Origin of the sequence: Shouchella rhizosphaerae, assembly GCF_036700015.1 — a bacterium.
Classification (GTDB): domain Bacteria; phylum Bacillota; class Bacilli; order Bacillales; family Bacillaceae_D; genus Shouchella; species Shouchella rhizosphaerae.
The window spans coordinates 137,873-158,707 of the sequence record NZ_CP144921.1 but is presented as its reverse complement, the minus strand read 5'-3'; the positions used below and the strand labels follow the sequence as shown (position 1 = coordinate 158,707).

The window sequence follows — 20,835 nt, the reverse complement described above, 5'->3', positions numbered from 1 at the left end:
CTTACAATAAGGTCAGAACAAAAAGGAGGGCGAAACATGCAACAGTTTAATTTTTTTATGAATGACGTCGTCCAAGAGGCGCGCAATGATATGGTTCACGCTGGTTATACGGAACTAAAAACCGCTGAAGAAGTCGAAGAGGTATTAACACAAAAAGGAACAACGCTCGTGATGGTCAATTCCGTATGCGGGTGCGCAGGTGGGATTGCCCGCCCAGCGGCAGCTTATATGAAAAATTACGAAACACAACCTGATCGTTTTGTAACTGTATTTGCTGGCCAAGATAAAGAAGCGACGGCACGGGCGCGTGAGTTCTTTACAGGATATGGACCATCTTCGCCTTCATTTGCATTGCTAAAAGACGGCCAAATCCAAACAATGGTTGAGCGCCATGAAATTGAAGGCCATGAGCCAATTGAAGTGGTGCAGAAGCTAGAACAGGCAGTCGACACGTACTGCAAATAAGCCGTTTTGGCATAGTCTTGACATCGAGCAAAAACGCTTATACAAAACTCATAAGCGAGTACGCTGAAACGGTGTGCATAGGGCCTTTCCTTACAAGGGAAGGCCCTTATTTTTGCTGTAGGTCAATGCTTCAAATGCGCTTGGCAAACATGAACTTAAGATGGCAAGCAAGCAGTGCATATGCTATAATGGCAAAGTGTAAAGGGGTGTTTCTAGTGCAAGCACAGTATGAACGAATCCAACAATATTTAAATATGGATGAGGAAATTTCGTTTAAAGAATTTCAAGACTTCTACAAAGAAGTGATCAATGAATTAAGCAAAGCCCATCAAGGAATGGACGAGGCTACATTGTGGAAAGCGCTATTTGTCGTTGAAAATATTATCTCCAATGCTGACGGGCGCGCCAAAGAGACAAAGGGAGCAGAAGCAAAAAAATACAGCAAAATGTCCCAGCGCTTGCAGCTCTATGCGAAAAATTTCGGCGTACGACTAGGCGAAGCAGGCTATACAGAAGAAGATATTAATGAACGTTTCCAGCAAATGTTTGCTGAAGGAGAAGAAGCAGCCAAGTTGTCATAATAAAAAAGAGGGAGAATTGGATTGTTGACAGCTCCCTCTCAATCAAGTATACTTATACATGTCGTTAAAATACTTATAGGCGCCTATGGTGAAATGGGATATCACACGAGATTCCGGTTCTCGCGTTGTGGGTTCGAATCCTGCTAGGCGCGTCAAAATGCTTATATACCAGTACTTACAAACGTTTTACAAGGTTGAACAACACGAGATTAAGCCTAAAAAATCTTGCGTTGCCTTGAAGTCTCTTTCTACTCGAAAGGGGCTTTTTTTATATGCGAAAAAACAAGTTGGATGAAAAGGTTGTACAATCGCTCCAAACATTTGATAGGATCAAGGAAAAATCATTTGATGAAGCGTTTGAGTTCTTTTGCGAGGATAGAAGAAGGGCAGGAACTAGAGAAAGTACCATTGTTTATTATCAAAAAGAGCTATCACTGTTCAGGCGCTTTATGGTACGCGAAAAAGAAGGCGTTATTAAAGTATCGGAAATAGACAAGGAATTACTTGATGGCTTTGTGAACTATCTTAGAGACGAAAGAGGAAATAACATAGGTGGGGTCAATGCAAAAATTCGCGCGGTTAGGGCGTTTATGTTTTATTGCGCGGAAATGAAATACATATTAAACAATCCAGCAGAGAACCGGAAGCAGATTAAAGGGAAAGAACCAGCGATAAATGCATTTACATCTTCGCAAATAAAAGCATTGTTAAAGCAGGCCGACCGACAAACATTTACGGGCTTGAGGGATTATAACCTAATGCTTTTCTTGCTGGATACAGGCGCAAGGATTAGCGAAGCGCTATCTGTAAAAGTAGACGATGTTCTAAGGGCAGAAGGTCGAGTATTCCTAAGAAACACAAAAAGCAACCTAAATCGTTATGTTCCAATTTCTGATCGGCTAAAAAATGAACTTAAACAATATATTCGTGTGCATGATGGTATGAGTGAATATTTGTTTTGCAGCCTAGACGGTCAGTTATTAAATAGGAATAGGTTCAAGTTACATTCTACATACATACGGCAAAGAGGCAGAGATTAAAAATGTTAGATGCTCTCCACACACGTTTAGACATACATTTGCTAAGTTCTATATTTTGAATGGCGGCGATGCATTTAGCTTGATGCAAATAATGGGCCATTCAACATTAGACATGACAAAGAAATACGTTAGGTTATTTAGTACTGATGTTGTGAACAAGCACAAGCAGTACAGCCCAATTAACAATTTATAAGTTCGGAAAGAAAAAAGACAAAGAAAAGAACAAAAAAAGATCAAGAATGGAACAATCATTGCGTTTAACATCGTATAGTAAGGATAAGCCGACAGGGGAAATATTGCTGTAATAAATAATTTTCTGTAAACTTATAGATTATCCCCCTATTTTGTGCTATAATAAAAGTGACCAATAAGATAGGGAGTGATAAGTATGATGAAGGCATTGTTTAGTATTCTGAGAGTTATGGGTGACGCGAAAGCTGTCGGTAATGGTACTTATCACAAGTGGGTTGCACGTCGGGCCATTAGACGGCCAGTTAATAGAGCTATCAATAATTTGTTTAAATAAGCTGCTCATTCCTGTGGGCAGCTATTTATTTTGTCCTGTGTAATTTGATGCAGGGAAATGAAAAAACATGTCGAATATTACCTTTATAATCATTTAGGGGGTAATACATTTGTTAAAAGAACAAGTGCAAGAATTTCTAAATAAGGCCGAGGTCAATCATTCTGAATACGAGCGGAAAATGCAGGAAATAAGTGATTACAAAAAGGAATTGGTTCAGAAAATAAAACTTGTAATCAATGAAATGAAACCTGTTTACGATTTCATTTATTCAAAAAGATACTTGTTTCAGAATGAAGAATTAGATATTTCTTTTGCGAGAGGACCGGTTTTTGGTATAGATAATAAAGAAGATGAAATAATTTATTACGATGTTAAGACAGGCCGTCCTTATGCACAATATAAATTCAACCTAGACAGAGAACCTAGATATATCCAATATATGCAGTTAGTTGAGATGATGGATATTGACAAGTTGATTGAGCGTGCAAAAGAGCCATTGAATCATTATAAAGCAATTAATTATATACTCGAGCGAGAAATTGATAAATATTCAACTCAAGTAAAAGAATAAGGATTTTTAGCATCCACCAGCAGTGGGTGTTTTATTATGTTTTAGTCTTGAAAAAAGTTAAAGGAAAATGTCATCCACTGTCGAAGTTTGATGGTGGAGGTGGTATAGACGTTGAAAAGAGACATGGATCTTATAAGACGATGTTTGATAGAAGTTGAAGAAAACGCAACACATTCTCCTAAACCATTTGAAGTAGTAATTGAAGGTGTGGGAAGACAACTTGTTTTTTATCATTTAAAGCTATTATTAGATCAAGGTTATATAAAAGGTCTATCCTTTGACACAAAAGATGGGGTTGGTGTATACCCCACCGAGTTAACTTGGGAAGGTCATGAGTTACTGGATTCAATTAGAAGTGAGAAAGTATGGAGTAAGATTAAGGCTAAGATTAAGGAAGAAGGTGGAGACTGGACAGTTAATGTTTTAAAAGGTTTAGGTACAAAAATAATTGAACAACAATTATCTTTATAGCATCTACCAATTGGTAGGTGTTTTAATATGCTTTAGCCTTGTGAAAAAAGATGCAGGAATTTCATGTTCGCTGTCGAAATGTGGGGGCGGAGGTGCGACATCATGAGGGAGAACATTGAGTGGTTTGGTAATTGGTTTTTAGAGTTCACGAATGATCAACGTTTTTCTTGGGATGCTGTAGTAGCAATTTCGAATATAATCATAATTTTAGTGACAGTAGGCTTAGGTTTACTTTCATATAACATATCGAGATTAGCCGTTGCGTCTAAAGGAAAAATAAAGTATTCAACTAAAATACACATTTATTCAAGTAGAAACTTTAATCTTATCAATAAGAGCGCAGTACCTATTCACGTTGTTAGTTATGGTATCTTAAAATGGAAACCTTTTTGGAAAAAGAGAAAACAGGACATATTGATTTATAAAGAGACTAGAAATGCAAGAGTTGTTGAACAAGGTGGGAATTTTCAAACTCACTTTAGAGACAGTCAGATTGATGAATTTATCTCTGAAAAATTTCCTGATTTTAAAAAAGGAAAAGTGATTATTGCTAAGTATGTAGTGACCGATAATCATGGGAAATTATATTCCAGAACATTCTTGTATAAATTTGAAGGTTTTATTAATGAGTCAAGAACTAACCGTGATGAATCTGGAAAATTAAAATTGAATATTGATTGACTTGAACATCCTCAATTATGAAGGGTGTTTTTATTATGTCTAAGGAGAGGTGCTTAATGACTCAATTAAAATATGAGCTAACAATGTGTGAACTCATTTGCTATCCAGATGTACGACTTGAATCGAAGCAAGGCATTGATAATGTAATTGATAAGATGACTCGCGACCAGCGGTTCAAATTGCAAACCGGCGCTAGAAAAGCAGACAAAAAGCCCATTCGAAACGGAGAATGGGCTTTGTCTATTAGAGTAATCCAACCATTTTTAAGCCATGATCAATGCCATTTTCATGCACAGGCTTTGTTACGTAGCGGGCTTGTGCTTTCACTTTTTCAGGCGCATTGCCCATTGCTACTCCATGCTCGACAAATGAAAGCATTTCTAAATCATTTAATTGGTCGCCGAAAGCATAAACATTGGCCAAGTCTATGTTTGCGCGCTGAATAAATTTGGCAATGCCATTTGCTTTTGAACCTTCGCGAGGCAGCACATCTACAGACAGTGGATGCCAGCGGACGAAGCGAAGCGCTGGAAAGCGAGTTTCATAGTCTTTTTCTTCGCCTTCCTCACAAAAGAGCAATGCTTGATGGAGCGGTTGCTCGTTGTATAAATCAGGATTGTATTGGGGCAAGTCAATTTTTAATGTCTTGATGCTTTTAATCACATAAGGGTGGTCTTCACGGTTAGAGGTATACGTTTTTGCCCCCATAAACACTAGAGGGTGCTCCTGCGAAGACGCATAACGCTCCATCTCGGTAAATGCGTCCATATCAAGCGTGTTTTCGTAAATCAATTCCCCTTTAAAGACGACGTATTGGCCATTAAAGCAAATATATGAATCGATCTCTAGTTCTTCGCGCAATTCCTTAAAAAAGTAAGGCGCGCGCCCTGTGGCAATGGCCACTTCATGTCCTTTCTCTTTTAAAGCAGCGATCGCTTGCTTTGTTGATTGCGGCAGGCGCTTCTCTTCATCTAGCAACGTACCGTCAATATCAAAAAAAATAGTTGCTCTCTCCATCCGATCGATTCCTCCTTCACTCTGTCAATGAAAACAATACATGACTCGATTTTGCCTGTCAAATGCGATACAGGGGGTTAATAGGCACTGCTGGCGGGTAAGATGATAATAAAAGGAGTGATTCGTATGCCAGCATATAAAGTTGTGCTCAGTTTTATTGACGGGACGATGGATGAGTGGCTCTTTGAAGAAAACCCCAATTTAAAAATTAGCGAGTGGACAAAGCAACAAACAGGATGGGTTAATATCCAAGGAACGTATGTAAATACCAATACGGTAAAGCGGATTGAGACGATTGAAATTGATGAGCAGACGGATCGATAACTTTTTACTTCTGCCCTTAAGGCATGTATACTAACAAGAAAACGGGTATGAGGTGAAAAGGTTGGAAGAGCAAGTCACAGACCGGACGAGACATCGCCATACAACAGATAAAGCAAAATTGCAAAACCGCTTAAAACGGATTGAAGGCCAAGTGCGCGGCGTCCAAAAAATGATTGAAGAAGACCGCTATTGCGTCGATGTCCTTGTGCAACTTTCGGCAATCCAAGCCGCACTGAAAAAAGTAAGCATGCATATGCTTGAAGACCATTCCAAACATTGCGTGGCAGATGCGATTAAAAAAGGCGACGGCGACGAAGCCATTTCAGAATTAATGGATATCATCAGCCGCTTTTCAAAATAAGCAGCTGATTTTTTGTGTACCCTATATACCTAACGGGGGTATTGTGTTATGCTAAATAGAACAACGAAAAGGAGTGAGTAGGATGGCAACAATAACCCTTTCTGTGTCAGGAATGTCGTGCAACCATTGTGTAACAGCGATTCAAACTGCGGTTGGCGAACTAAACGGCGTAAAAGAAGTCAATGTATCTCTCGACAAAAATGAAGTAGCCGTTTCCTACGATGAAACAGCGGTGGCTAAAGACAAAATCAAGGCAGAAATCGAAGACCAGGGGTACGAGGTCAATTAGGCTCCTGAAGGCAAAAAAAACCGCAGCTTGTCCGCTGCGGTTCGTTTTTTACTCCATTTCCTCCCGAAGGAGAGAAAAGACGAGTTGGTCGACGTAACGGTTGCTTTTATATAACGCTCCGCGCAACCTGCCTTCCTGCATGAATCCAAGTTTATGTAAAGCATGAATAGAACGGTCATTATCCGGTTCGATATAAGCCTCGACTCGATGAAGACGGCGTGTCCGAAAGCCATCCGCTAAAATACAACGCAATGCTTCGGACGCATAACCTTTGCCCCAATAAGGTTTCCCAAGTTCATAGCTAATTTTCGCACTATGGTGTTCTGTTTGAAAGGTTTCAAACCCGCATGTGCCAATAATGTGACCCGTGTCCTTTAGTTTGATTACGTACCGCGAAGCTTTTCCTTCTGCCATTTCTTGAACAATCGTGCGGATCAGCGAACGCGCTTCATCAACCGTCCGGAGTGTGTCAATTTTCATATACCTTGTCACGCGCACGTCAGACCAATAAGGAAACAACGCTTCTGCATCACCTTCTAAAAGTTTACGCAAAACCAAGCGAGGGGTTTCAAAACGACTTTCACTGTCCACCAGTGGTCACCATCTCTCTCTTTATGCTTTTTTTCATATTTTAGCATGAACGACACCTACTTGCACGCTCTTCGGCAAGTAATTTAACAGTTGACTTCTATGAAAAAATCGGTTATAGTTATAAATGTCCAAGAGATGCAATGCTTATACATACTGATTGGATCCGTTAGCTCAGTTGGGAGAGCGCTACCTTGACAGGGTAGAGGTCACTGGTTCGAGCCCAGTACGGGTCATCTGCGTTAATAAACAGCGTTATATCAACGTTTTGTGAGCCGTGACGTTAGCGGTGATTTAGTCGTAGGGTTACGGTCTACCACTACCCATCGCCGCTCTCAACGTTGAGCTAAGCGCACTAACCGTCTTCATTCCGATGATTTAATCGAGAAGGAGGCGGTTTTTTGTATGGCGGAAGATATACGAAAGGGTAAACGGACTAAAGCGAAGAGATCGAGAGGGGCGCGCGACAAGTACGACTTGGACGGCCTATTCGATAAGTTTCGGCTACACCAGGCGGCGCGAGGCTACGCCAAAGCCACGTTAACACAATACGAGGACAACTACCGTTTTTTCGCGGCCTATATGGACGAGCGCGGCTTTGCGCGGGACGTACGCCTAGTGACCGAGGATATTGTGCGCGACTACATAATCGACATGCAGACGATGCACGTTAAGTTCGAGGGGCATCGCTTCAAGAAAGACGAACACATGACGGTCGGGCTCGCGGCAAGTACGATTAATACGCGATTAAAGACGCTGCGAGTTATGTTTAAGTATTTAGTAGAGAGCGGCCTGCACGGGGATAACCCAATGGTAAACGTTAAAAACGTAAAAGAGACATTGCCGCAAATTAGCATCTTAAACGCGGAAGAATTGCGCGCTTTATTCAGCCAGCCCGACCAACGCGCCTTTGCTGATTTCCGCGACTATACGCTGATGCACTTGCTGCTTGACGCGATGTTGAGGGTCAGTGAAGCTACGAAACTGGAAAAGCGAGACGTAGACTTTAGAGCAGGCATCTTGACCGTTAGGGCCGAGATTGCCAAGAACCGGAAGGAGCGCATTATACCGTTATCAAAAAAGACGCTGAAACTGATGCGCGAGTTAATAGAAGAAAACGAGGAAGACTTCGACTCGCCGTTTGTTTTTCTGTCTTACTACGGAGAGCGGTTACAGTCGAGCCATTTCCGTAAGAGACTACAGGAGTTCGGAGAGGCCGCGGGCATTGACAAGCGTATTTATCCGCACCTCATGCGTCATACCGGCGCGACAATCTTCCTAGAAAATGGCGGGGACTTGCGCCACTTGCAGAAGCTTCTCGGCCATAGCGACTTGCGTACGATTATAAGATATACGCACCTGTCCGACGCATCACTCGTAAGGCAGCACGCTCAGTATACGGCTTTAAATAACGTACTCAGCCCGCAACAAAAGCCGCGTAAAACTATTCGGAAATAACGAAAACCCCTCGAAAGGGGCCGTTACTCGCGCGGCTTATAAGATAGCAAGTCCTCGACATTGTAGCGTCTCTTCACGCCCTGGGACGCTGCTATCCGATTAAGGGCGTCGAGCAGGGCCGTCAATTGTTCGAGGTTAATGCGCTGTATGTCTCCGCTCACGTAAGCGCGCAAGGTGGCGGGGCGGACGCCAGACGCGAGCCAAAGTGCATTTTGCGATACGCCAAGCTCGGCCATGATCGCGTCCAAGCCCCACTCGTAGCGATGTTTAACGGACATTATGATGACGCCTCCTGCTTAAATACTACCGTAGCCGGGGCGTGTTGGTAATTTGGCTCTTGCGGTCTGACTCGTACAGTCATACAATATAACTAAAAAGGGGTTGGCTTGACGTTGCGAACTAACTACGCTCAATTAACGCACGGCCAAATACGACTTACGACCTACGATATTGACACGACCTACGATATCGAGAGGGTAACGGGCTGGATCGATGAAACGCACGGCCAGGCGTACTACCAGATCGGAGACGAGCTGCTTATGTCCGGCTATGATTACGATGCAGAGGCGGACGAGTACGATGTGACCGACTACGACCGCGTGCAGCTACTAAATAGTAGATCGGCGATAACGGACGACGAGTTTATAACGCTCTTTTGTCGCCTAGAAAAAATGTCGCTCCATACGTTTTTACGTAAATACTATGACCGCAAGCTCGATTACAATTTGCGGCTGGACGGGCTTTTGTAGGCTTCGGGAACTTCCCGGGCCTTTTTTCGTATGGTATATTTATAGAAACGGGAAAGGGGACGGTGATTAATATGGAGGCATTTGAAACAATCGCAGTTAAACGTAAAAAGAAAGGCGTATTTAATTTGCTAGGGCGCGTGATGCTTGGACTAGTCGGGCTGTTCGGACTAATGCTCGCGGCAATACTGATACTTACTATAATAGGTATAATTCCGGGAATGGCGTTCATGGCATCGTCAATGCTCTTTGTTGGAATCGCCTTTTTGGATATGCAGGAAGTCCGCTGCCCACACTGCCATAAAAAGGCAGGCGTCCATAAGAAAGCGGAAGACTTCGAATGTAAAAGATGTAAGCGTACAACTATAATAGATTGGGAATAAAACTTCGTCGACCATGGCGGGGTTTATTTTTTTGCGCGAAAATGACCCAACCGACCAAGTCGCCTAGCATAATAAGTGACGGACAAAAAACTTGCCGCGAAAGTGTGTTAAATGGCAAAGTCACACCGCATAACTAGTATAAGCGAAAAGGAGGTCAGAACCTTGTCGGATGCTCAGATTCGCGAAGGTAACACACGCACGGGATTCTCGCTCCTGTACAACGAGCTATTCGACCTCTACCACGACTACATCGGAGACAAGGCGCTACTCTACTACGCCTACTTGCTCCGTTACCGAAACACGGAAAAGGGGTCGGAACTATACGGTAAGTCGTGGAGGGGCCGTCGCGGTGTTGTCGAGAAGTTTCAGTTTTCATATTCGGCCTTGCCGTTGCTAGACGACGTATTAGTTTGCGCAGGCTTAATCGACATCGAGACGAAGCCTTGCGGGAGGGGCCGCGAAAAGATATTCTACATCGTCCATGACCCGAAGACGCGCGAAGAGTTTAGAGAGGACGAGGCGGACATTAAACGAAAGCTGCTCGCACTGATCGAAGAGAAATCCGGGGCGCGGTCAATCGTGGGGAAGGCGGTGAAGCCGAAGCGGAAAACACGGACAACTAGTTAGTTTAGTAACTTATATCTACTACATAGTAACTTTAAAGCTACTACGTAGTAACTGAAGAAGAACTATATATAAAGAACTATATAAGAAGACTAAATACTAGCGGGGCTAGAAGAACGAAAGTCAAAGGATTACCGTTCGCTTACGCTCACTCAGACTGCGGGATAAAAAACAATCCCTTGTCTATATAACACCGCGGGAAGACCTTTATATAAAAGAAAAGACACTCGCAGACAAGGGCGAATAAGCATGCCACAGCCGCCTGCCGCCGCACCTAGACCGATAGGCCCCGGCCGCCCGAAACGCCGCTCTCAGCACGGCAAAAACAAGCGAAAAGGAGGCGTTCTTATGAAGGACTACCCGCGGCACTATATCGTCAATGTAGGCGGCTCCGACACGGAGACTTACCGCTACTACGGCGACAACGGCTACATCTTACGCCGCACCGCCGATCTCTGTACGCTGGAACGATCATTGCCGCGCATCCTCACGCAACTAGGCGTCGTTAGTTCAACGTCGGAAGTAAGGCGTAATCGCGCGGAACTAGTCGAGGACTTGCCGGACAGTCCGCACTTTCAACGTATCAACTACGGCAAGCGAGTCGTAGACATATTCGTACATTAAAGGAGGCCAACCGCCATGCTAACGAAATTCCCTGTAACTACTGACCGCGGAGAGTATCGCGTTGACGTATGTAGTCACTACCGACATCGATTAATCCCTAATTGGACGGTTCTTATATACAAGCCGCGTATAAAACCGTCGTTATTCCGTAAATTCGATTTACTATACGAATTTGACACAACTGTTTCCGCTTATGAGCGGTACTCGGGGAACTTAATCGAACTTGCCACGGACGCGGTTAAGATGTACGAGGAAGCAATCGAAGAAAGGGATCGGATAGAGTTAGCGCGAGAGGAAGCAATCGAAGCCTTCCACGCATGGGATGGCGACATGACTACGAAGGAGGAATCGCGATGAAAACCAAACCGCTACCAATCACGCACAACTACGGAATCAAGTCGGACGGCATCCGCAACTTCCAGCTATGTGGGCGGAGAATGATCGACCCGACGAAATCGCCAAAGTGGGCGGAGAAAGTTGCGGAAAATCCCGACCTCGACTCGGCCCCCTACGAAAAGTGGGTCGAAATCGAGTCGTACCACGGCCGCCTAGAATCCGCACTCCACGCTATTGTTGTCCGCGAAACTTTGCAGTTTGACGGCGACTCAATAGCGGAATTAAAGGCGCACCTGGACGGTATACACGAATTAATCGCGGAAAGCTTGAAATTACACGATTTTAGCGAGGAGATAGCGCGATTTGAAGTGTCAGAGGGGTAACGTAAGAGAGACGCAAAATAACGCTAATAACATGGGGAGGGGACGGTAAAATGGCGAAAACTGAACCGTTAGTGTTAACGAAGGAACAAGCGGAGGCAATACAAACTTTAAATAGGCTGTCCGGCGGAAAAGATGAAGTGCTTAAACAAAAGGCTTTGGGGCGTGTATGGGGGAGGGACTTGGCGTGTATAGATAGCTTAAGCCTAGACGAACTCGCCCGCGCCCTCTACGTAGGTTACGAAATAGAGAAGACGCAGGAAGAGCGTTACGAGGACGTAAGGGAAGCGTATTTAGATTCGATTGGTCATGCGAATTTCGAAGAACGCGATGCAATCCTACTAACGCTCGACCTACTCGGAATCACCATCGAGGGGGTTAACGGCTAATGCCCGTCAAATTAACGCAAGCTCAAGCGGCCGCCATCGAATTTGTACGCCAGGCGCCCGAAAAGGAATCGATCATCACCGCGCACATCGAAATGGGGAGTAGCGGATGGACTAGCGCAACGTTGGCGCCGTTGAACGGAATGCTGCCCGCTGCCCTATTGCGCGCGGTGTACGAAGGTTACGAGGAGGCGGACGACTAATGACGAAAGTCTCAACGAAAGACTGGCGTAACTTGCCGCTCGACCGCTGGAACGTCACGACCTTTCACGCCTACCTTGTCGACCGCACACGCGAACTCTACGGCGTCGACTATGCGCCCGGTGGCGGCGGATCGAAGTCTGCCCGGTGGTCGCGCGAAAAGGGTATGCTCAAGCAGGCGCAGGGTACGTATGGCAACGCAGTTTTACGCAAATTTATCGATCTGTGCCACGACAACTACACGCCTAAACGCGAGTATCCCTATCCGGCCTTTACGTTTATGTATTCGTACCAGGATCGTTTATTTGCGCAGGCACAAACGGCAGTAGCAGCGGAACAAAGACGCGATGAAGCGTTGTCCGACGTAGAAGAACGGGCGAAGGCGCTGGCTGACGAGGATTGGGGCGATTGGTTGTGACCGCGCAGTATAACGTATTTGTTAACGGACTGTTTTACGGCAGAGGGCCGATTGAGTACGTGCATGAACTGACGTCCGACCGGATTGATACGTGGCAGGCGTTTGGAGCGGAGGACGTAATCGAAATTAAAATCGCGAAAATAAACTATGCGGAGGCGATACGATGACGAATACTTACGACAAAAGCGGTGTCCTTGGCGGAAACTACGATTCTTGCGCGCTAGATTTCGAGGCGGCGCACCAGGCATTGCTAAAAGAGGTTCGAAATAAAGCATATGCAGAGGGATACGAAGCAGGGCGCGAACATGAGCGGAACCTACCGTTTGCTAACGGACAGAATCCGTTTAAGCTAGGCAGCAGAAGTGAAGTTGAACGCGAAGCTTTCGATGTAGCTGAGGGAGTCGCGGAATCATTTACGGTGGGCGATCAACAAGCGAAAGAATACGTCGAGTCCGCCATTAAGGAAACCCGCGCGTTCAACCAGCAGGCTAGACGTGATGAGATCGTAGAGGATGCAAAGGAAATTATCGCAACGATTAAAGGAGACGTAGACTTTGTAATAAACAAAGAAAAAAGAACGGTTGTAGCATTTCAGAGAGGAACTTCGACAGGTAAAGTAATTAGCCGTGGAATCGCCAAATGTGCGCCAGGAGACTGTTTCAATAATTATATCGGGATGGTCATTGCTTGGTTTCGCTCTCTTGACGTAGAGGTGCCCGAAAAGTATCTGAACGCCCCGCAGCCGACCGAAGTACGAGTGGGCGACGTAATCGGATTTCCGTTTGATCCACTTGATGACGAGTTTGAAACAGTAATAAAGGTAGAGGATGGCAGGGCGTATGTAGGCGACGGCGAATTTTACTACCTGGCTGAATTGTTCACGATTGTCGAGCACGACCCGGAATGTGACCCGTACATTATCGACGACTCGCGCGAAACGGAGGTAGGCGAATGATTAGATGGGAGATTAGGAGGGTTATTAGGCACGACGTAGAGTATCTCGCGAATAAAGTAACGTGCAATAAGTGCGGTAAGAGTGCGGAGATTAAAGAAGGAGACGCCTCCGACATACAGTTCAAGCTAGAAGAGTTCCCGACAATCGAACTAGGCTTCGGCTACGGCAGTAAGTGGGACATGGAGCGCTGGTCATTTAACTTGTGCGAAGAATGCCTAGAGACGTTCGTAGAATCATTCGCGCACAAACCTGACGGCTACGGAGAGGACTACTATTAATATCGCGGAGGTGATAGCGCTTGACCAACGAAAGTAAATGTATTCTCGCGCCATCCTGCGCTTTTTCTGGGGACACCGAGAAATGCCACGACCGCTGCCCGGCCTTTATACAGATGCATAGCGCAAGTGGACGCCACACACTCGCGGGATTGCCGTCAGAGTACGCGCTGATCGACCTAGCCACGGCCCCGCCACGTAAAGATCAGCCTGCCGTCTATAAGTTTGTAGACGCATACGTGGCGACGTTTGAACGGCAGTTTGACGACAAGCCCGCCATTAAATCGGCCTATCTTTACAGCGACGAGCCGGGCACGGGCAAGACGACCACAGCGGCGGGTCTAATCAACGCTTGGCTGCGGGCACATTATGTCGGAGCCGCGCGGTTAGGACGGCAGCCATTACGTAAACCCGCGGAGTTCTTCGACCTCAACGAATACCAAACCGCGTACAATCTCGCAGCTATGGCGGGCGATGCCGTTAAGCTACAAGCGTTGACTAAGCGACTAAACGAGGCCGCACGGGTTCCGTTTCTTGTACTAGACGACGTGGGGATACGGAGCGCATCGGAGGCCTTTCGCGGATTTGTACACGCGGTCATTAACGCGAGGCTGGCAGCGGGACGGCCGACTGTATATACGTCCAACATCGAAATGGGCGACTTGGCTGACGTCTATGACGCGAGGCTGGCGGACAGGATTCGTGACAATTGCCAAGACTTGCCGTTTATAGGGAAGAGCAAAAGGGGGCTGCGTAGAAAATGAAGCTAAAACACATCGGCGCCATCGCTGCGGCCATATGCGCGGGCCTAGCCGTTCGTAATTACGCACATAGACGAAAGATTGACGCGATACTTGCGAAGAGAGACGAAATACAAGCGGAAGCCGATGCGCTAGAAGCGGAAGAATCCGAAGAAGAAGGCGTGAAATGGCGGGTAGATGTTTATCCGGTCTATGATGCCTACGCCCCGTTTTACGAAGTCGGCGACCCGGTTATCGTAGTCAATCCGTATATCTCTCAGTCTTACCGAGAACCCGACCATGGCGTTATCATTGACCGCAAACAAAACGAGTATGAAGCGTATGTTTATCGTGTTAGCGGCCAGGACGGTTGGATCAACGAAAACTGGTTAGACTACGACGAATTTGGGCCGAAGGAGGTACGCGAAATGGCTGCGAAAAAAGATATTCGCGCAGAAACGATAAAAGCGAAGATTGATGCCCTTTTAGACGAAATGAATGATAATACGGAATTGACACAGATTACCGGCGACGATTCGTTTAAACAGCGTAATGAAACGTTAATCCCGCGCCTAGTAGCGCTACACGAAAAGCTACCGAAGGAGGGCGTCTAATTGACGGGCGGCTACGGTGAACAGTTGCTTAGTAAAGTCGTCGATACGGGCGACATGGGCGCGCTAAAAAGGTACGGCATACAGCGCGAACACTTCCAGACGGAGGCCGAGCGGCAGGCGTTTGACTTCGTAGTCTCATACGGCTCACAAAACGGCCAGGCGCCTTCCTATGCGACTTATGTGCGCGAGTGCCCCGACGTCCTCTATATACCGGAAGTGTCGGATACCTTCGAGTGGATGTCGCGTAAACTAAAGGCGGCGGCGGCCCGTAACGACTTGGTTGAAAGGCTACAAAGCAAGGAGTTTGACACACAGTTTGAGGGCGTAGACGACGGCGTTGAACTGGCAAAGTATCTGGAATCCATCGCGCAAGAAGTAATTGAAAGGAACACGGTCACACAAGCGGTGGGCAAGACTTTAGAAGACCTTAAAGCGGACTTTGTGAGCGAATATAAACTACGAAAAGAAGGGCGGTCGTTTAAGATATGGAAAACGCCATTCGAATCTCTAAACGAAGAAATTGGAGGGCTTTATTCCGGCGACATCTACGGCTTCTTTGCGGAGTCAGGGCGCGGTAAGTCCTATTCGATAATCGTATTCGTCCACCACTTACTGCGACAAGGGGCGCGCGTACTCGTTAAGTCATTCGAAATGCACACGTATCGATGGCTGTCCCGTTTGTTTTCCGTCATGACCGCGGAAAAGGGATTCCTTAAGGACGAAAAAGGCGAAGCAGTCGGCGTCCCTAACCGAGAAATTTTGACCGGAAAGCTAGACGAAGAGTACGAAGAAGCGTTTCTGTCGATAGTGGACGAAATCAACGAGTATTATTCTGGAACGTTGATCCTGCAAGCGAAGGGGGAAACGGGGGCCGGAAAGTTGAGACGTAGCCTAGACGAACTCGACGCGGAGCTAGCGAGAGATCCCGACATTGACGTCGTTGTAATCGACCCCATTTACGGCTTTAGCGACGTCTACGGACGCAATAGCAACCGAACAACCGGAGGGGCGGCCGAACAGACAGCGCGTAGATTTGAAACCCTAGTCGGCGACCATAACGTGGTTGGCATTTACGCGGTGCAGGCGGACGTGGATAAAAAAGACAAGTCGGACGAAGATGGGGCGCACGCCATTCGTTTACCGCGGCGAGACAAAGTTAAAACGTCGAAAGCCTTACTCGAAATCGCGACGATACTGTTTTCGTTTGACTCTAACAACGACGGACTGGCGGCGATTGGAATTGAAAAGGGGCGCGACGGCGGCGAGGATTTCGAGCTGGAACTAATCTCGATGCTGGACGTCGGTGTGCTTAAAGAGCCGGAAGTGAGCGCCAGCCAATTCGAATTGGATTTTTAACGAAGGAGGTGCGGCCATGCCCGAAATAGACTACCGCGCAGAACTCGAAACGTTTGAATGGGATCGCGCAACCTGGACGGACGACAAGCTTATAGCACGCTCGCCCTTCCGCAGCGGGGACAGCACGCCTAGCTTTTACGTATGGCTTGACGGCGAAAACGCGGGCCTATGGGGCGACAGTGGGGCGCCAGAAGAATCGGAATACAAGCGGGGCGGCTTCGTTAAACTGCTCGCATATCTCCGCGGTGAGGACGAAGCAGAAACGCGAGATTACCTCGGCTTAGACGACGCCGTAGAGGACGACACGCCGCGCATTAGGCAGCTTAATCTAGCGCGCTTTAAGCGGGCGGTCAGCGGTGCGCAGCGTAAAGCTAAGATCGTGCTGGATCGCGCCATACTCGCAGGGCTACGTTATCGCCATCCGTACTTAGGGAGGCGCGGCATTAGCGAGGCAGCACAGCGTTTATTTTCCGTTGGCTACGACCGGGCTACGCGCGCGATTTCCATGCCGTGGTTTCATGCGGATGGTTCGTTAGCCGCGATTAAATACCGTTCGGTTACGCACAAGGCCTTTTGGTATCACGCAGGCGGAGCGCCGGTCTACGATTTGATTTACGGAATTGATAACGTCTATAAGTACGGCTGGCGAGACGTCATGTTGTGCGAGTCGGAAACAGACGCAATGGCAGCGGTAACGGCGGGCTGTAACGCGATTGCAGCGGGTGGGGCGTCATTTAACGGGGCAAGACGGGACTTAATCGTAAAGTCATCGGTTGAGTGCGTCTATATAGCCGCGGACAATGACGAGGCGGGCAACAAATTTGCGGAGGAGGTGATCGCACAGTTGGCGGGTAACGTAAAACTGTATCGTGTCAAGTTCGCGGAAGGAGAAAAAGACGTGGCGGAAGCGCTGAATGAAAGCGGTGTCGAACGCGTTCGCGCGCTTCGTGACGCGGCTGAATCGGTGCGGGGTCGGATTTTGTCGAAGGAAAAATACTATTTTTCAAAAAAAGGTCTTTAAACGCAAACTTTTTCGTGGTAAGATTCCTGTATAAAGTTTCCTAGTCGATTAACTTTATAAAATAAGGGACTCTATAGGGGCGATAGTAATGGAAAGCGTAATTAATAAGCTAAAGGAAGAAATGATAAACAAAGGAATTAGGCAAGTAGACATAGTAAATGCGACTGAATTAAATAAGTCGTATGTGTCAAAGGTGCTGAAAAACACTATTGAGCCTTCGTTCTCTCAGATGTTTAGCATCATTAATTTCGTTTCTCCAAAAAATTACTACGAAATCTTAGATGATTTTGCTCGTCGAGTCCAAATAAAAGATAATGTATTGAGCGCTTTTGAGTATGCGAGTTACTTTTGCCGTAACGGTTTATTGAGCGAGCTAATCGATACGCATAGAGGCAACAAAAAAGAATTTGAGGAATATGCGATTGTCTATGAGCTTGCAAATAACCGAGAAGCTAACAGAAAAGAATTATGCCGCGAAGTATTCGGAACACTCAAATCGCCGGAAATGAAGGTCAAAGTGCTGCTCGTAGAGGCAGTAGACTATTATAGTTCGGGGGAAGTATCCCTTGCTTTAGGGTTTTCTAACAAGATTAAAGAGTCTTTAGAAAGTATAAATAATACATTTTTCAGTGAAGCTCTAGAAACTCGTTTGTTTGGGATGCTTGCCAACGCGCTTCTATACCACAAATCCGACGTGGAAGGCGCAAGAAAATATTCTAGATTGGTCTTAGAGAACTCGGTGTCGTCTCTTTCTGCTCGGGTTTCTGCAACGCACATCTTAGCCCATTCATATATTTTTGATAACTACGATCAATCAATTGAGTATTTTAAAAGAGCATGTGTATTGTACTCCGATTTTAATGAGTCGATGGTGGGGGAAATTCTAACAAACGAAATCCCATTTTTAAAGAACGTTCACGGGGTGCCTTTAGAGATAGGGAAAGATGTTGTTTGTACTGAGGAGTTGCTCCATTTCCATGTCAGACAAGGTAACCGCGAGGAGGCGTACGAGTTATTAAACAGCGCCCACTTGGAAAAAGATAGTCCTTATGTAAAAGCATATATAGGGACACTAGAAAAAGACTTTACTAAGTTGCTTGAATCTCAGGTCTCTCTTATCGACCGCGGAAACAGATTCTTTATAAAGGTTGTTGAATGTCTTGCAAGAACTATTAATTAGGAGTGGATTTTATGTTTAAAAATATTGTTAAGTTTATGGGAGCAATTTTAATTTTTGGTGGTATTTTAGTTGGAGCATCTTTTGGGAGTGATTCAGCGGGACCAGGAAATGTACCCCTTCCGGGCAGTGAGATAGGAGGGCCAGGGAATGTTAATCTTCCAACTGGTTCAGAGAAACTAGACTAATAGTGTGCGGGCGCTTCGGCGCCCTTGAAAATACATAAAAGTATCCTAAAACGATCAAAATCATAATCAAGAAACTTTTAGTCTGGATATATTACTACGATCTCAGCAGACTCGACTTTCAAGTAGTTGCAAAGAGCTTGTATAGTGTCTAACCTAACGGATTCTCCTTTGCTAAATTTAGCACAAGTTGATTTACCGCAAACTTGGTAAAGGTCTTTAAGCTTCATATTCCTAGATTTTAATGTGTCAAACAAAGGTTCGTATGAAATCATCTTTACATTTACCTCCGCGAAAGGTTGTGAGGCCGAATAAAAATTAATTTATAAAAAGTGTGCAAAAACACAAAGTCATAACCCATAACTAGTATAAGGAAAAGAAAGGGGATAATAACCTTGTCAGTTGAAAACTTAATAAAGAGTAACCGCCACCTTGTAGATGTGGTAGTATCCGACTTCGCCAAGAGTCGTCCACATCTTAGAGAAGAGATAGAAAGCGGACTTATGCTTGAGCTTTGGGAATCTGTCAGAGATTACGACCAAACTCGGGGCGCTAAACTTTCTACCTACGTACTAGGTAGGTTAAAAAGAAAAGCGTTAAACTTGGTCAACCCGAAGAAAAGCGCTGTCGCTTCGTACTATAATCGTTTAGTTGCGCCAACAACTAACGAAAACGGCGAGCGATATACCGTTGAAGAATTTATCGACATCGTTTACTCAGAATGCGAAAGAATACCTAATACGACAGAAGCCGATCAACGCCAATTGATCGACTCCCTGTGTGACCCATCCCAGGTCGATGACGTAACGACTGCCATCGTTACAAATTTTCCGCGATACAAGAATCTGAACGCCCTCGCCAAAGGGCTTGGACTCCATCGCGAAGTTGTAGATCGGAGACTGCGCAAGCTAGCCCGTAATTATGACGCCGAGCTTTTCGGCGACTACCGAGACTATTTGTACGCAGTTTGACGCAAAGCTGACGTCGCCAAACGACAGTGTAGCGTCTATAGCATCGCAGACTCAAAATAATGCCTACGTAGCTACTGTTATTTGTCGCGCATTAAAAATTGCACGGTATTTACAGTATTACTAAAAACATTATAGCCCAATGTTAAATTCCCAACAAGCGAACGTAAGTTCCATATTACGACATTTCGCGTAAAACTTTCGACAAATCGCATTTTCCCAATTGACATTACGACTAAATGCCCAAAAGGAGACGATTACCGTGTACTCATATAATACCCAAATTTCCCAAGATTCAAACGTCCTTCCGACAAAAAAGCGCCCGCCTGCGCCACTAGCGCTCGCACTCGCCGACCTAGCGTATAGCGGCCCTCAAGCGGACTTCGATCCGGCCGATTACGTAATCCCCGTGAAAGGGGTGCGCGTCGGATGAAACGTTATAACGTAAGTGACCACGCAATAAAACGAGCCACAGAGCGCCTAAGAGTCAAGCGTTCGCAAGCTGTCGGATACCTTAATCAACTCATGCAGACGGCCGTTTATATCGGAGACAGAACGAATGAAGACGGCTCTATCGTCGCCGCTTATTATCACGAAAATAGCCGCACAGAAATCCGCGTATCGACTGACGGAAAAGACATCGTCACATGTATGAAGAAGCCGCGCTTAGTCGGAACCATCGAAGCGCAATTGCCAACGCCACTACTGTCCGCGGTTAAACGAGAGGCCGCGAAGCTATTACGTAATCACGGCCGCGAGCTGCGTAAGCTAGAACGGGAACTGGCCGAAGCCGAATTGTTACTCGCTCAAAAGCGGCTCAACCGCCTAAAAACGAACAATCCGCGCACCAAAGCGGCCATTGATCGCGATATTACGGATATTTCGACGAAGATTGACGCTAACAAGACGTCAATTGGCGATATTGAGGCGGCCATTTCCCAATTAAAGGCGCACGCCTAATGGAAGCCCTAGTATATTTCGCAGGCTTGGCGCTACTGGCGGTGCTATTTCGCAACGACGGCCGCTAACGCCGTCGACGGTATCCTGGCGCGCGCAAACGTTGGGGTATCGTCG

At 46.0% G+C, this 20,835-nt stretch carries 36 protein-coding genes and 2 tRNA genes; 34 read left to right on the top strand and 4 right to left on the bottom strand.

Going from position 1 to position 20,835, the window contains the following annotated elements:
* Positions 1 to 36 precede the first annotated feature (36 nt).
* From V5G21_RS00970 to V5G21_RS00940, 8 genes are all read left to right on the top strand, one after another.
* A complete protein-coding gene (locus V5G21_RS00970) occupies positions 37 to 465 on the top strand; it encodes a BrxA/BrxB family bacilliredoxin (RefSeq protein WP_011247291.1) in 429 nt (142 codons plus the stop codon).
* Positions 466 to 680: 215 nt separating this feature from the next.
* Positions 681 to 1,046, top strand: a complete 366-nt coding sequence (locus tag V5G21_RS00965) for a hypothetical protein (RefSeq protein WP_011247290.1) — start codon at positions 681 to 683, stop codon at positions 1,044 to 1,046.
* Positions 1,047 to 1,125: 79 nt separating this feature from the next.
* Positions 1,126 to 1,198, top strand: a tRNA-Arg gene (locus V5G21_RS00960).
* A gap of 120 nt (positions 1,199 to 1,318) precedes the next feature.
* Positions 1,319 to 2,086, top strand: coding sequence for a tyrosine-type recombinase/integrase (locus V5G21_RS00955; RefSeq protein WP_251225665.1), 768 nt, complete (start codon positions 1,319 to 1,321; stop codon positions 2,084 to 2,086).
* Positions 2,031 to 2,279: a tyrosine-type recombinase/integrase gene (locus V5G21_RS21385; RefSeq protein WP_422397445.1), complete on the top strand. Its 249-nt coding sequence runs from the start codon at positions 2,031 to 2,033 to the stop codon at positions 2,277 to 2,279. The genes V5G21_RS00955 and V5G21_RS21385 overlap by 56 nt, the downstream gene beginning before the upstream one ends.
* Positions 2,280 to 2,721: 442 nt before the next feature.
* Positions 2,722 to 3,183, top strand: coding sequence for a hypothetical protein (locus tag V5G21_RS00950; protein ID WP_251225666.1), 462 nt, complete (start codon positions 2,722 to 2,724; stop codon positions 3,181 to 3,183).
* A 111-nt stretch (positions 3,184 to 3,294) separates the two neighbouring features.
* Positions 3,295 to 3,654 (top strand): DUF2513 domain-containing protein, encoded by a 360-nt coding sequence (locus V5G21_RS00945; protein ID WP_251225667.1) that lies wholly within the window; start codon positions 3,295 to 3,297, stop codon positions 3,652 to 3,654.
* A 102-nt stretch (positions 3,655 to 3,756) separates the two neighbouring features.
* Complete coding sequence (locus V5G21_RS00940) at positions 3,757 to 4,335, top strand: hypothetical protein (protein WP_251225668.1); 579 nt, start codon at positions 3,757 to 3,759, stop codon at positions 4,333 to 4,335.
* A 243-nt stretch (positions 4,336 to 4,578) separates the two neighbouring features.
* On the opposite strand, the gene V5G21_RS00935 is transcribed toward V5G21_RS00940, so the two are convergent.
* On the bottom strand, positions 4,579 to 5,352 hold the full coding sequence (locus V5G21_RS00935) for a Cof-type HAD-IIB family hydrolase (protein WP_095293726.1): 774 nt from the start codon (positions 5,350 to 5,352) through the stop codon (positions 4,579 to 4,581).
* A gap of 126 nt (positions 5,353 to 5,478) precedes the next feature.
* On the opposite strand from V5G21_RS00935, the gene V5G21_RS00930 reads away from it, so the two are divergent.
* The 3 genes from V5G21_RS00930 to copZ all read left to right on the top strand — a co-directional run bounded on the left by V5G21_RS00930 (position 5,479) and on the right by copZ (position 6,326).
* Positions 5,479 to 5,676, top strand: coding sequence for a hypothetical protein (locus V5G21_RS00930; protein WP_011247288.1), 198 nt, complete (start codon positions 5,479 to 5,481; stop codon positions 5,674 to 5,676).
* A gap of 61 nt (positions 5,677 to 5,737) precedes the next feature.
* Positions 5,738 to 6,037: a metal-sensing transcriptional repressor gene (locus tag V5G21_RS00925; RefSeq protein ID WP_011247287.1), complete on the top strand. Its 300-nt coding sequence runs from the start codon at positions 5,738 to 5,740 to the stop codon at positions 6,035 to 6,037.
* An 82-nt stretch (positions 6,038 to 6,119) separates the two neighbouring features.
* Complete coding sequence (gene copZ, locus V5G21_RS00920; protein ID WP_212929850.1) at positions 6,120 to 6,326, top strand: copper chaperone CopZ; 207 nt, start codon at positions 6,120 to 6,122, stop codon at positions 6,324 to 6,326.
* Positions 6,327 to 6,374: 48 nt separating this feature from the next.
* Here copZ and V5G21_RS00915 read toward each other — a convergent pair whose 3' ends face one another.
* Positions 6,375 to 6,917 (bottom strand): GNAT family N-acetyltransferase, encoded by a 543-nt coding sequence (locus V5G21_RS00915; protein WP_063608414.1) that lies wholly within the window; start codon positions 6,915 to 6,917, stop codon positions 6,375 to 6,377.
* A 160-nt stretch (positions 6,918 to 7,077) separates the two neighbouring features.
* On the opposite strand from V5G21_RS00915, the gene V5G21_RS00910 reads away from it, so the two are divergent.
* Both V5G21_RS00910 and V5G21_RS00905 read left to right on the top strand, forming a co-directional pair.
* Positions 7,078 to 7,150: transfer RNA gene (locus tag V5G21_RS00910), tRNA-Val, on the top strand.
* Between the two features lie 169 nt (positions 7,151 to 7,319).
* Positions 7,320 to 8,372 (top strand): tyrosine-type recombinase/integrase, encoded by a 1,053-nt coding sequence (locus tag V5G21_RS00905; RefSeq protein ID WP_338465145.1) that lies wholly within the window; start codon positions 7,320 to 7,322, stop codon positions 8,370 to 8,372.
* Between the two features lie 23 nt (positions 8,373 to 8,395).
* On the opposite strand, the gene V5G21_RS00900 is transcribed toward V5G21_RS00905, so the two are convergent.
* The gene (locus tag V5G21_RS00900; protein ID WP_338465144.1) at positions 8,396 to 8,650 is read right to left on the bottom strand and encodes a helix-turn-helix transcriptional regulator; all 255 of its coding nucleotides are present in this window, start codon (positions 8,648 to 8,650) and stop codon (positions 8,396 to 8,398) included.
* Between the two features lie 114 nt (positions 8,651 to 8,764).
* Here V5G21_RS00900 and V5G21_RS00895 point away from each other — a divergent pair, with 114 nt between their 5' ends.
* The 18 genes from V5G21_RS00895 (at position 8,765) to V5G21_RS00810 (ending at position 18,796) form a co-directional block, all read left to right on the top strand.
* Positions 8,765 to 9,121: a hypothetical protein gene (locus tag V5G21_RS00895; RefSeq protein WP_338465143.1), complete on the top strand. Its 357-nt coding sequence runs from the start codon at positions 8,765 to 8,767 to the stop codon at positions 9,119 to 9,121.
* 71 nt (positions 9,122 to 9,192) lie between these two features.
* Complete coding sequence (locus tag V5G21_RS00890) at positions 9,193 to 9,501, top strand: hypothetical protein (RefSeq protein ID WP_338465142.1); 309 nt, start codon at positions 9,193 to 9,195, stop codon at positions 9,499 to 9,501.
* 162 nt (positions 9,502 to 9,663) lie between these two features.
* Positions 9,664 to 10,128, top strand: a complete 465-nt coding sequence (locus V5G21_RS00885; protein WP_338465140.1) for a hypothetical protein — start codon at positions 9,664 to 9,666, stop codon at positions 10,126 to 10,128.
* A gap of 345 nt (positions 10,129 to 10,473) precedes the next feature.
* Positions 10,474 to 10,749, top strand: coding sequence for a hypothetical protein (locus tag V5G21_RS00880; protein ID WP_338465139.1), 276 nt, complete (start codon positions 10,474 to 10,476; stop codon positions 10,747 to 10,749).
* 15 nt (positions 10,750 to 10,764) lie between these two features.
* Positions 10,765 to 11,106: a hypothetical protein gene (locus tag V5G21_RS00875; RefSeq protein ID WP_212952742.1), complete on the top strand. Its 342-nt coding sequence runs from the start codon at positions 10,765 to 10,767 to the stop codon at positions 11,104 to 11,106.
* Positions 11,103 to 11,468, top strand: coding sequence for a hypothetical protein (locus V5G21_RS00870; RefSeq protein ID WP_338465138.1), 366 nt, complete (start codon positions 11,103 to 11,105; stop codon positions 11,466 to 11,468). Before V5G21_RS00875 ends, V5G21_RS00870 begins: the two co-directional genes overlap by 4 nt.
* A gap of 50 nt (positions 11,469 to 11,518) precedes the next feature.
* Positions 11,519 to 11,854: a hypothetical protein gene (locus V5G21_RS00865; protein WP_338465137.1), complete on the top strand. Its 336-nt coding sequence runs from the start codon at positions 11,519 to 11,521 to the stop codon at positions 11,852 to 11,854.
* Complete coding sequence (locus tag V5G21_RS00860; protein ID WP_338465136.1) at positions 11,854 to 12,054, top strand: hypothetical protein; 201 nt, start codon at positions 11,854 to 11,856, stop codon at positions 12,052 to 12,054. Before V5G21_RS00865 ends, V5G21_RS00860 begins: the two co-directional genes overlap by 1 nt.
* Positions 12,054 to 12,470, top strand: a complete 417-nt coding sequence (locus tag V5G21_RS00855) for a hypothetical protein (protein ID WP_338465135.1) — start codon at positions 12,054 to 12,056, stop codon at positions 12,468 to 12,470. The genes V5G21_RS00860 and V5G21_RS00855 overlap by 1 nt, the downstream gene beginning before the upstream one ends.
* Positions 12,461 to 12,637 (top strand): hypothetical protein, encoded by a 177-nt coding sequence (locus V5G21_RS00850; RefSeq protein ID WP_338465134.1) that lies wholly within the window; start codon positions 12,461 to 12,463, stop codon positions 12,635 to 12,637. Before V5G21_RS00855 ends, V5G21_RS00850 begins: the two co-directional genes overlap by 10 nt.
* A complete protein-coding gene (locus tag V5G21_RS00845) occupies positions 12,634 to 13,425 on the top strand; it encodes a hypothetical protein (protein ID WP_338465133.1) in 792 nt (263 codons plus the stop codon). Before V5G21_RS00850 ends, V5G21_RS00845 begins: the two co-directional genes overlap by 4 nt.
* On the top strand, positions 13,422 to 13,703 hold the full coding sequence (locus V5G21_RS00840) for a hypothetical protein (protein WP_338465132.1): 282 nt from the start codon (positions 13,422 to 13,424) through the stop codon (positions 13,701 to 13,703). The genes V5G21_RS00845 and V5G21_RS00840 overlap by 4 nt, the downstream gene beginning before the upstream one ends.
* A 20-nt stretch (positions 13,704 to 13,723) precedes the next feature.
* Positions 13,724 to 14,464, top strand: a complete 741-nt coding sequence (locus V5G21_RS00835) for a DNA replication protein (protein WP_338465131.1) — start codon at positions 13,724 to 13,726, stop codon at positions 14,462 to 14,464.
* A complete protein-coding gene (locus V5G21_RS00830) occupies positions 14,461 to 15,054 on the top strand; it encodes a hypothetical protein (protein WP_338465130.1) in 594 nt (197 codons plus the stop codon). The genes V5G21_RS00835 and V5G21_RS00830 overlap by 4 nt, the downstream gene beginning before the upstream one ends.
* Positions 15,055 to 16,410 carry an AAA family ATPase gene (locus V5G21_RS00825; RefSeq protein WP_338465129.1) on the top strand — a complete coding sequence of 452 codons (1,356 nt, stop codon included), beginning with the start codon at positions 15,055 to 15,057 and terminating at the stop codon, positions 16,408 to 16,410. It begins immediately after the preceding gene.
* 16 nt (positions 16,411 to 16,426) lie between these two features.
* Positions 16,427 to 17,431 carry a toprim domain-containing protein gene (locus V5G21_RS00820; RefSeq protein WP_338465128.1) on the top strand — a complete coding sequence of 335 codons (1,005 nt, stop codon included), beginning with the start codon at positions 16,427 to 16,429 and terminating at the stop codon, positions 17,429 to 17,431.
* A gap of 88 nt (positions 17,432 to 17,519) precedes the next feature.
* Positions 17,520 to 18,611, top strand: coding sequence for an AimR family lysis-lysogeny pheromone receptor (locus V5G21_RS00815; RefSeq protein WP_338465127.1), 1,092 nt, complete (start codon positions 17,520 to 17,522; stop codon positions 18,609 to 18,611).
* An 11-nt stretch (positions 18,612 to 18,622) separates the two neighbouring features.
* The gene (locus V5G21_RS00810; protein WP_338465126.1) at positions 18,623 to 18,796 is read left to right on the top strand and encodes a hypothetical protein; all 174 of its coding nucleotides are present in this window, start codon (positions 18,623 to 18,625) and stop codon (positions 18,794 to 18,796) included.
* 77 nt (positions 18,797 to 18,873) lie between these two features.
* On the opposite strand, the gene V5G21_RS21380 is transcribed toward V5G21_RS00810, so the two are convergent.
* Entirely contained in the window at positions 18,874 to 19,023 is a 150-nt protein-coding gene (locus V5G21_RS21380) for a helix-turn-helix domain-containing protein (protein ID WP_422397444.1), read from the bottom strand.
* A 165-nt stretch (positions 19,024 to 19,188) separates the two neighbouring features.
* On the opposite strand from V5G21_RS21380, the gene V5G21_RS00805 reads away from it, so the two are divergent.
* From V5G21_RS00805 to V5G21_RS00795, 3 genes are all read left to right on the top strand, one after another.
* On the top strand, positions 19,189 to 19,764 hold the full coding sequence (locus V5G21_RS00805) for a hypothetical protein (protein ID WP_338465125.1): 576 nt from the start codon (positions 19,189 to 19,191) through the stop codon (positions 19,762 to 19,764).
* A gap of 259 nt (positions 19,765 to 20,023) precedes the next feature.
* The gene (locus V5G21_RS00800) at positions 20,024 to 20,194 is read left to right on the top strand and encodes a hypothetical protein (RefSeq protein WP_338465124.1); all 171 of its coding nucleotides are present in this window, start codon (positions 20,024 to 20,026) and stop codon (positions 20,192 to 20,194) included.
* Positions 20,191 to 20,721 (top strand): hypothetical protein, encoded by a 531-nt coding sequence (locus tag V5G21_RS00795; protein ID WP_338465123.1) that lies wholly within the window; start codon positions 20,191 to 20,193, stop codon positions 20,719 to 20,721. Before V5G21_RS00800 ends, V5G21_RS00795 begins: the two co-directional genes overlap by 4 nt.
* The last annotated feature ends 114 nt before the right edge of the window (positions 20,722 to 20,835 follow it).

What these genes read in the sequence shown, in the direction of transcription:
- V5G21_RS00970 (WP_011247291.1), top strand. Translation starts at nt 37, where the DNA reads ATGCAACAGTTTAATTTTTTTATGAATGACGTCGTCCAAGAGGCGCGC.
- V5G21_RS00955 (WP_251225665.1), top strand. Translation starts at nt 1,319, where the DNA reads ATGCGAAAAAACAAGTTGGATGAAAAGGTTGTACAATCGCTCCAAACA.
- V5G21_RS00940 (WP_251225668.1), top strand. Translation starts at nt 3,757, where the DNA reads ATGAGGGAGAACATTGAGTGGTTTGGTAATTGGTTTTTAGAGTTCACG.
- V5G21_RS00935 (WP_095293726.1), bottom strand. Translation starts at nt 5,352, where the DNA reads ATGGAGAGAGCAACTATTTTTTTTGATATTGACGGTACGTTGCTAGAT.
- V5G21_RS00930 (WP_011247288.1), top strand. Translation starts at nt 5,479, where the DNA reads ATGCCAGCATATAAAGTTGTGCTCAGTTTTATTGACGGGACGATGGAT.
- copZ (WP_212929850.1), top strand. Translation starts at nt 6,120, where the DNA reads ATGGCAACAATAACCCTTTCTGTGTCAGGAATGTCGTGCAACCATTGT.
- V5G21_RS00905 (WP_338465145.1), top strand. Translation starts at nt 7,320, where the DNA reads ATGGCGGAAGATATACGAAAGGGTAAACGGACTAAAGCGAAGAGATCG.
- V5G21_RS00900 (WP_338465144.1), bottom strand. Translation starts at nt 8,650, where the DNA reads ATGTCCGTTAAACATCGCTACGAGTGGGGCTTGGACGCGATCATGGCC.
- V5G21_RS00890 (WP_338465142.1), top strand. Translation starts at nt 9,193, where the DNA reads ATGGAGGCATTTGAAACAATCGCAGTTAAACGTAAAAAGAAAGGCGTA.
- V5G21_RS00880 (WP_338465139.1), top strand. Translation starts at nt 10,474, where the DNA reads ATGAAGGACTACCCGCGGCACTATATCGTCAATGTAGGCGGCTCCGAC.
- V5G21_RS00875 (WP_212952742.1), top strand. Translation starts at nt 10,765, where the DNA reads ATGCTAACGAAATTCCCTGTAACTACTGACCGCGGAGAGTATCGCGTT.
- V5G21_RS00870 (WP_338465138.1), top strand. Translation starts at nt 11,103, where the DNA reads ATGAAAACCAAACCGCTACCAATCACGCACAACTACGGAATCAAGTCG.
- V5G21_RS00865 (WP_338465137.1), top strand. Translation starts at nt 11,519, where the DNA reads ATGGCGAAAACTGAACCGTTAGTGTTAACGAAGGAACAAGCGGAGGCA.
- V5G21_RS00860 (WP_338465136.1), top strand. Translation starts at nt 11,854, where the DNA reads ATGCCCGTCAAATTAACGCAAGCTCAAGCGGCCGCCATCGAATTTGTA.
- V5G21_RS00855 (WP_338465135.1), top strand. Translation starts at nt 12,054, where the DNA reads ATGACGAAAGTCTCAACGAAAGACTGGCGTAACTTGCCGCTCGACCGC.
- V5G21_RS00845 (WP_338465133.1), top strand. Translation starts at nt 12,634, where the DNA reads ATGACGAATACTTACGACAAAAGCGGTGTCCTTGGCGGAAACTACGAT.
- V5G21_RS00840 (WP_338465132.1), top strand. Translation starts at nt 13,422, where the DNA reads ATGATTAGATGGGAGATTAGGAGGGTTATTAGGCACGACGTAGAGTAT.
- V5G21_RS00830 (WP_338465130.1), top strand. Translation starts at nt 14,461, where the DNA reads ATGAAGCTAAAACACATCGGCGCCATCGCTGCGGCCATATGCGCGGGC.
- V5G21_RS00820 (WP_338465128.1), top strand. Translation starts at nt 16,427, where the DNA reads ATGCCCGAAATAGACTACCGCGCAGAACTCGAAACGTTTGAATGGGAT.
- V5G21_RS00815 (WP_338465127.1), top strand. Translation starts at nt 17,520, where the DNA reads ATGGAAAGCGTAATTAATAAGCTAAAGGAAGAAATGATAAACAAAGGA.
- V5G21_RS00810 (WP_338465126.1), top strand. Translation starts at nt 18,623, where the DNA reads ATGTTTAAAAATATTGTTAAGTTTATGGGAGCAATTTTAATTTTTGGT.
- V5G21_RS21380 (WP_422397444.1), bottom strand. Translation starts at nt 19,023, where the DNA reads ATGAAGCTTAAAGACCTTTACCAAGTTTGCGGTAAATCAACTTGTGCT.
- V5G21_RS00795 (WP_338465123.1), top strand. Translation starts at nt 20,191, where the DNA reads ATGAAACGTTATAACGTAAGTGACCACGCAATAAAACGAGCCACAGAG.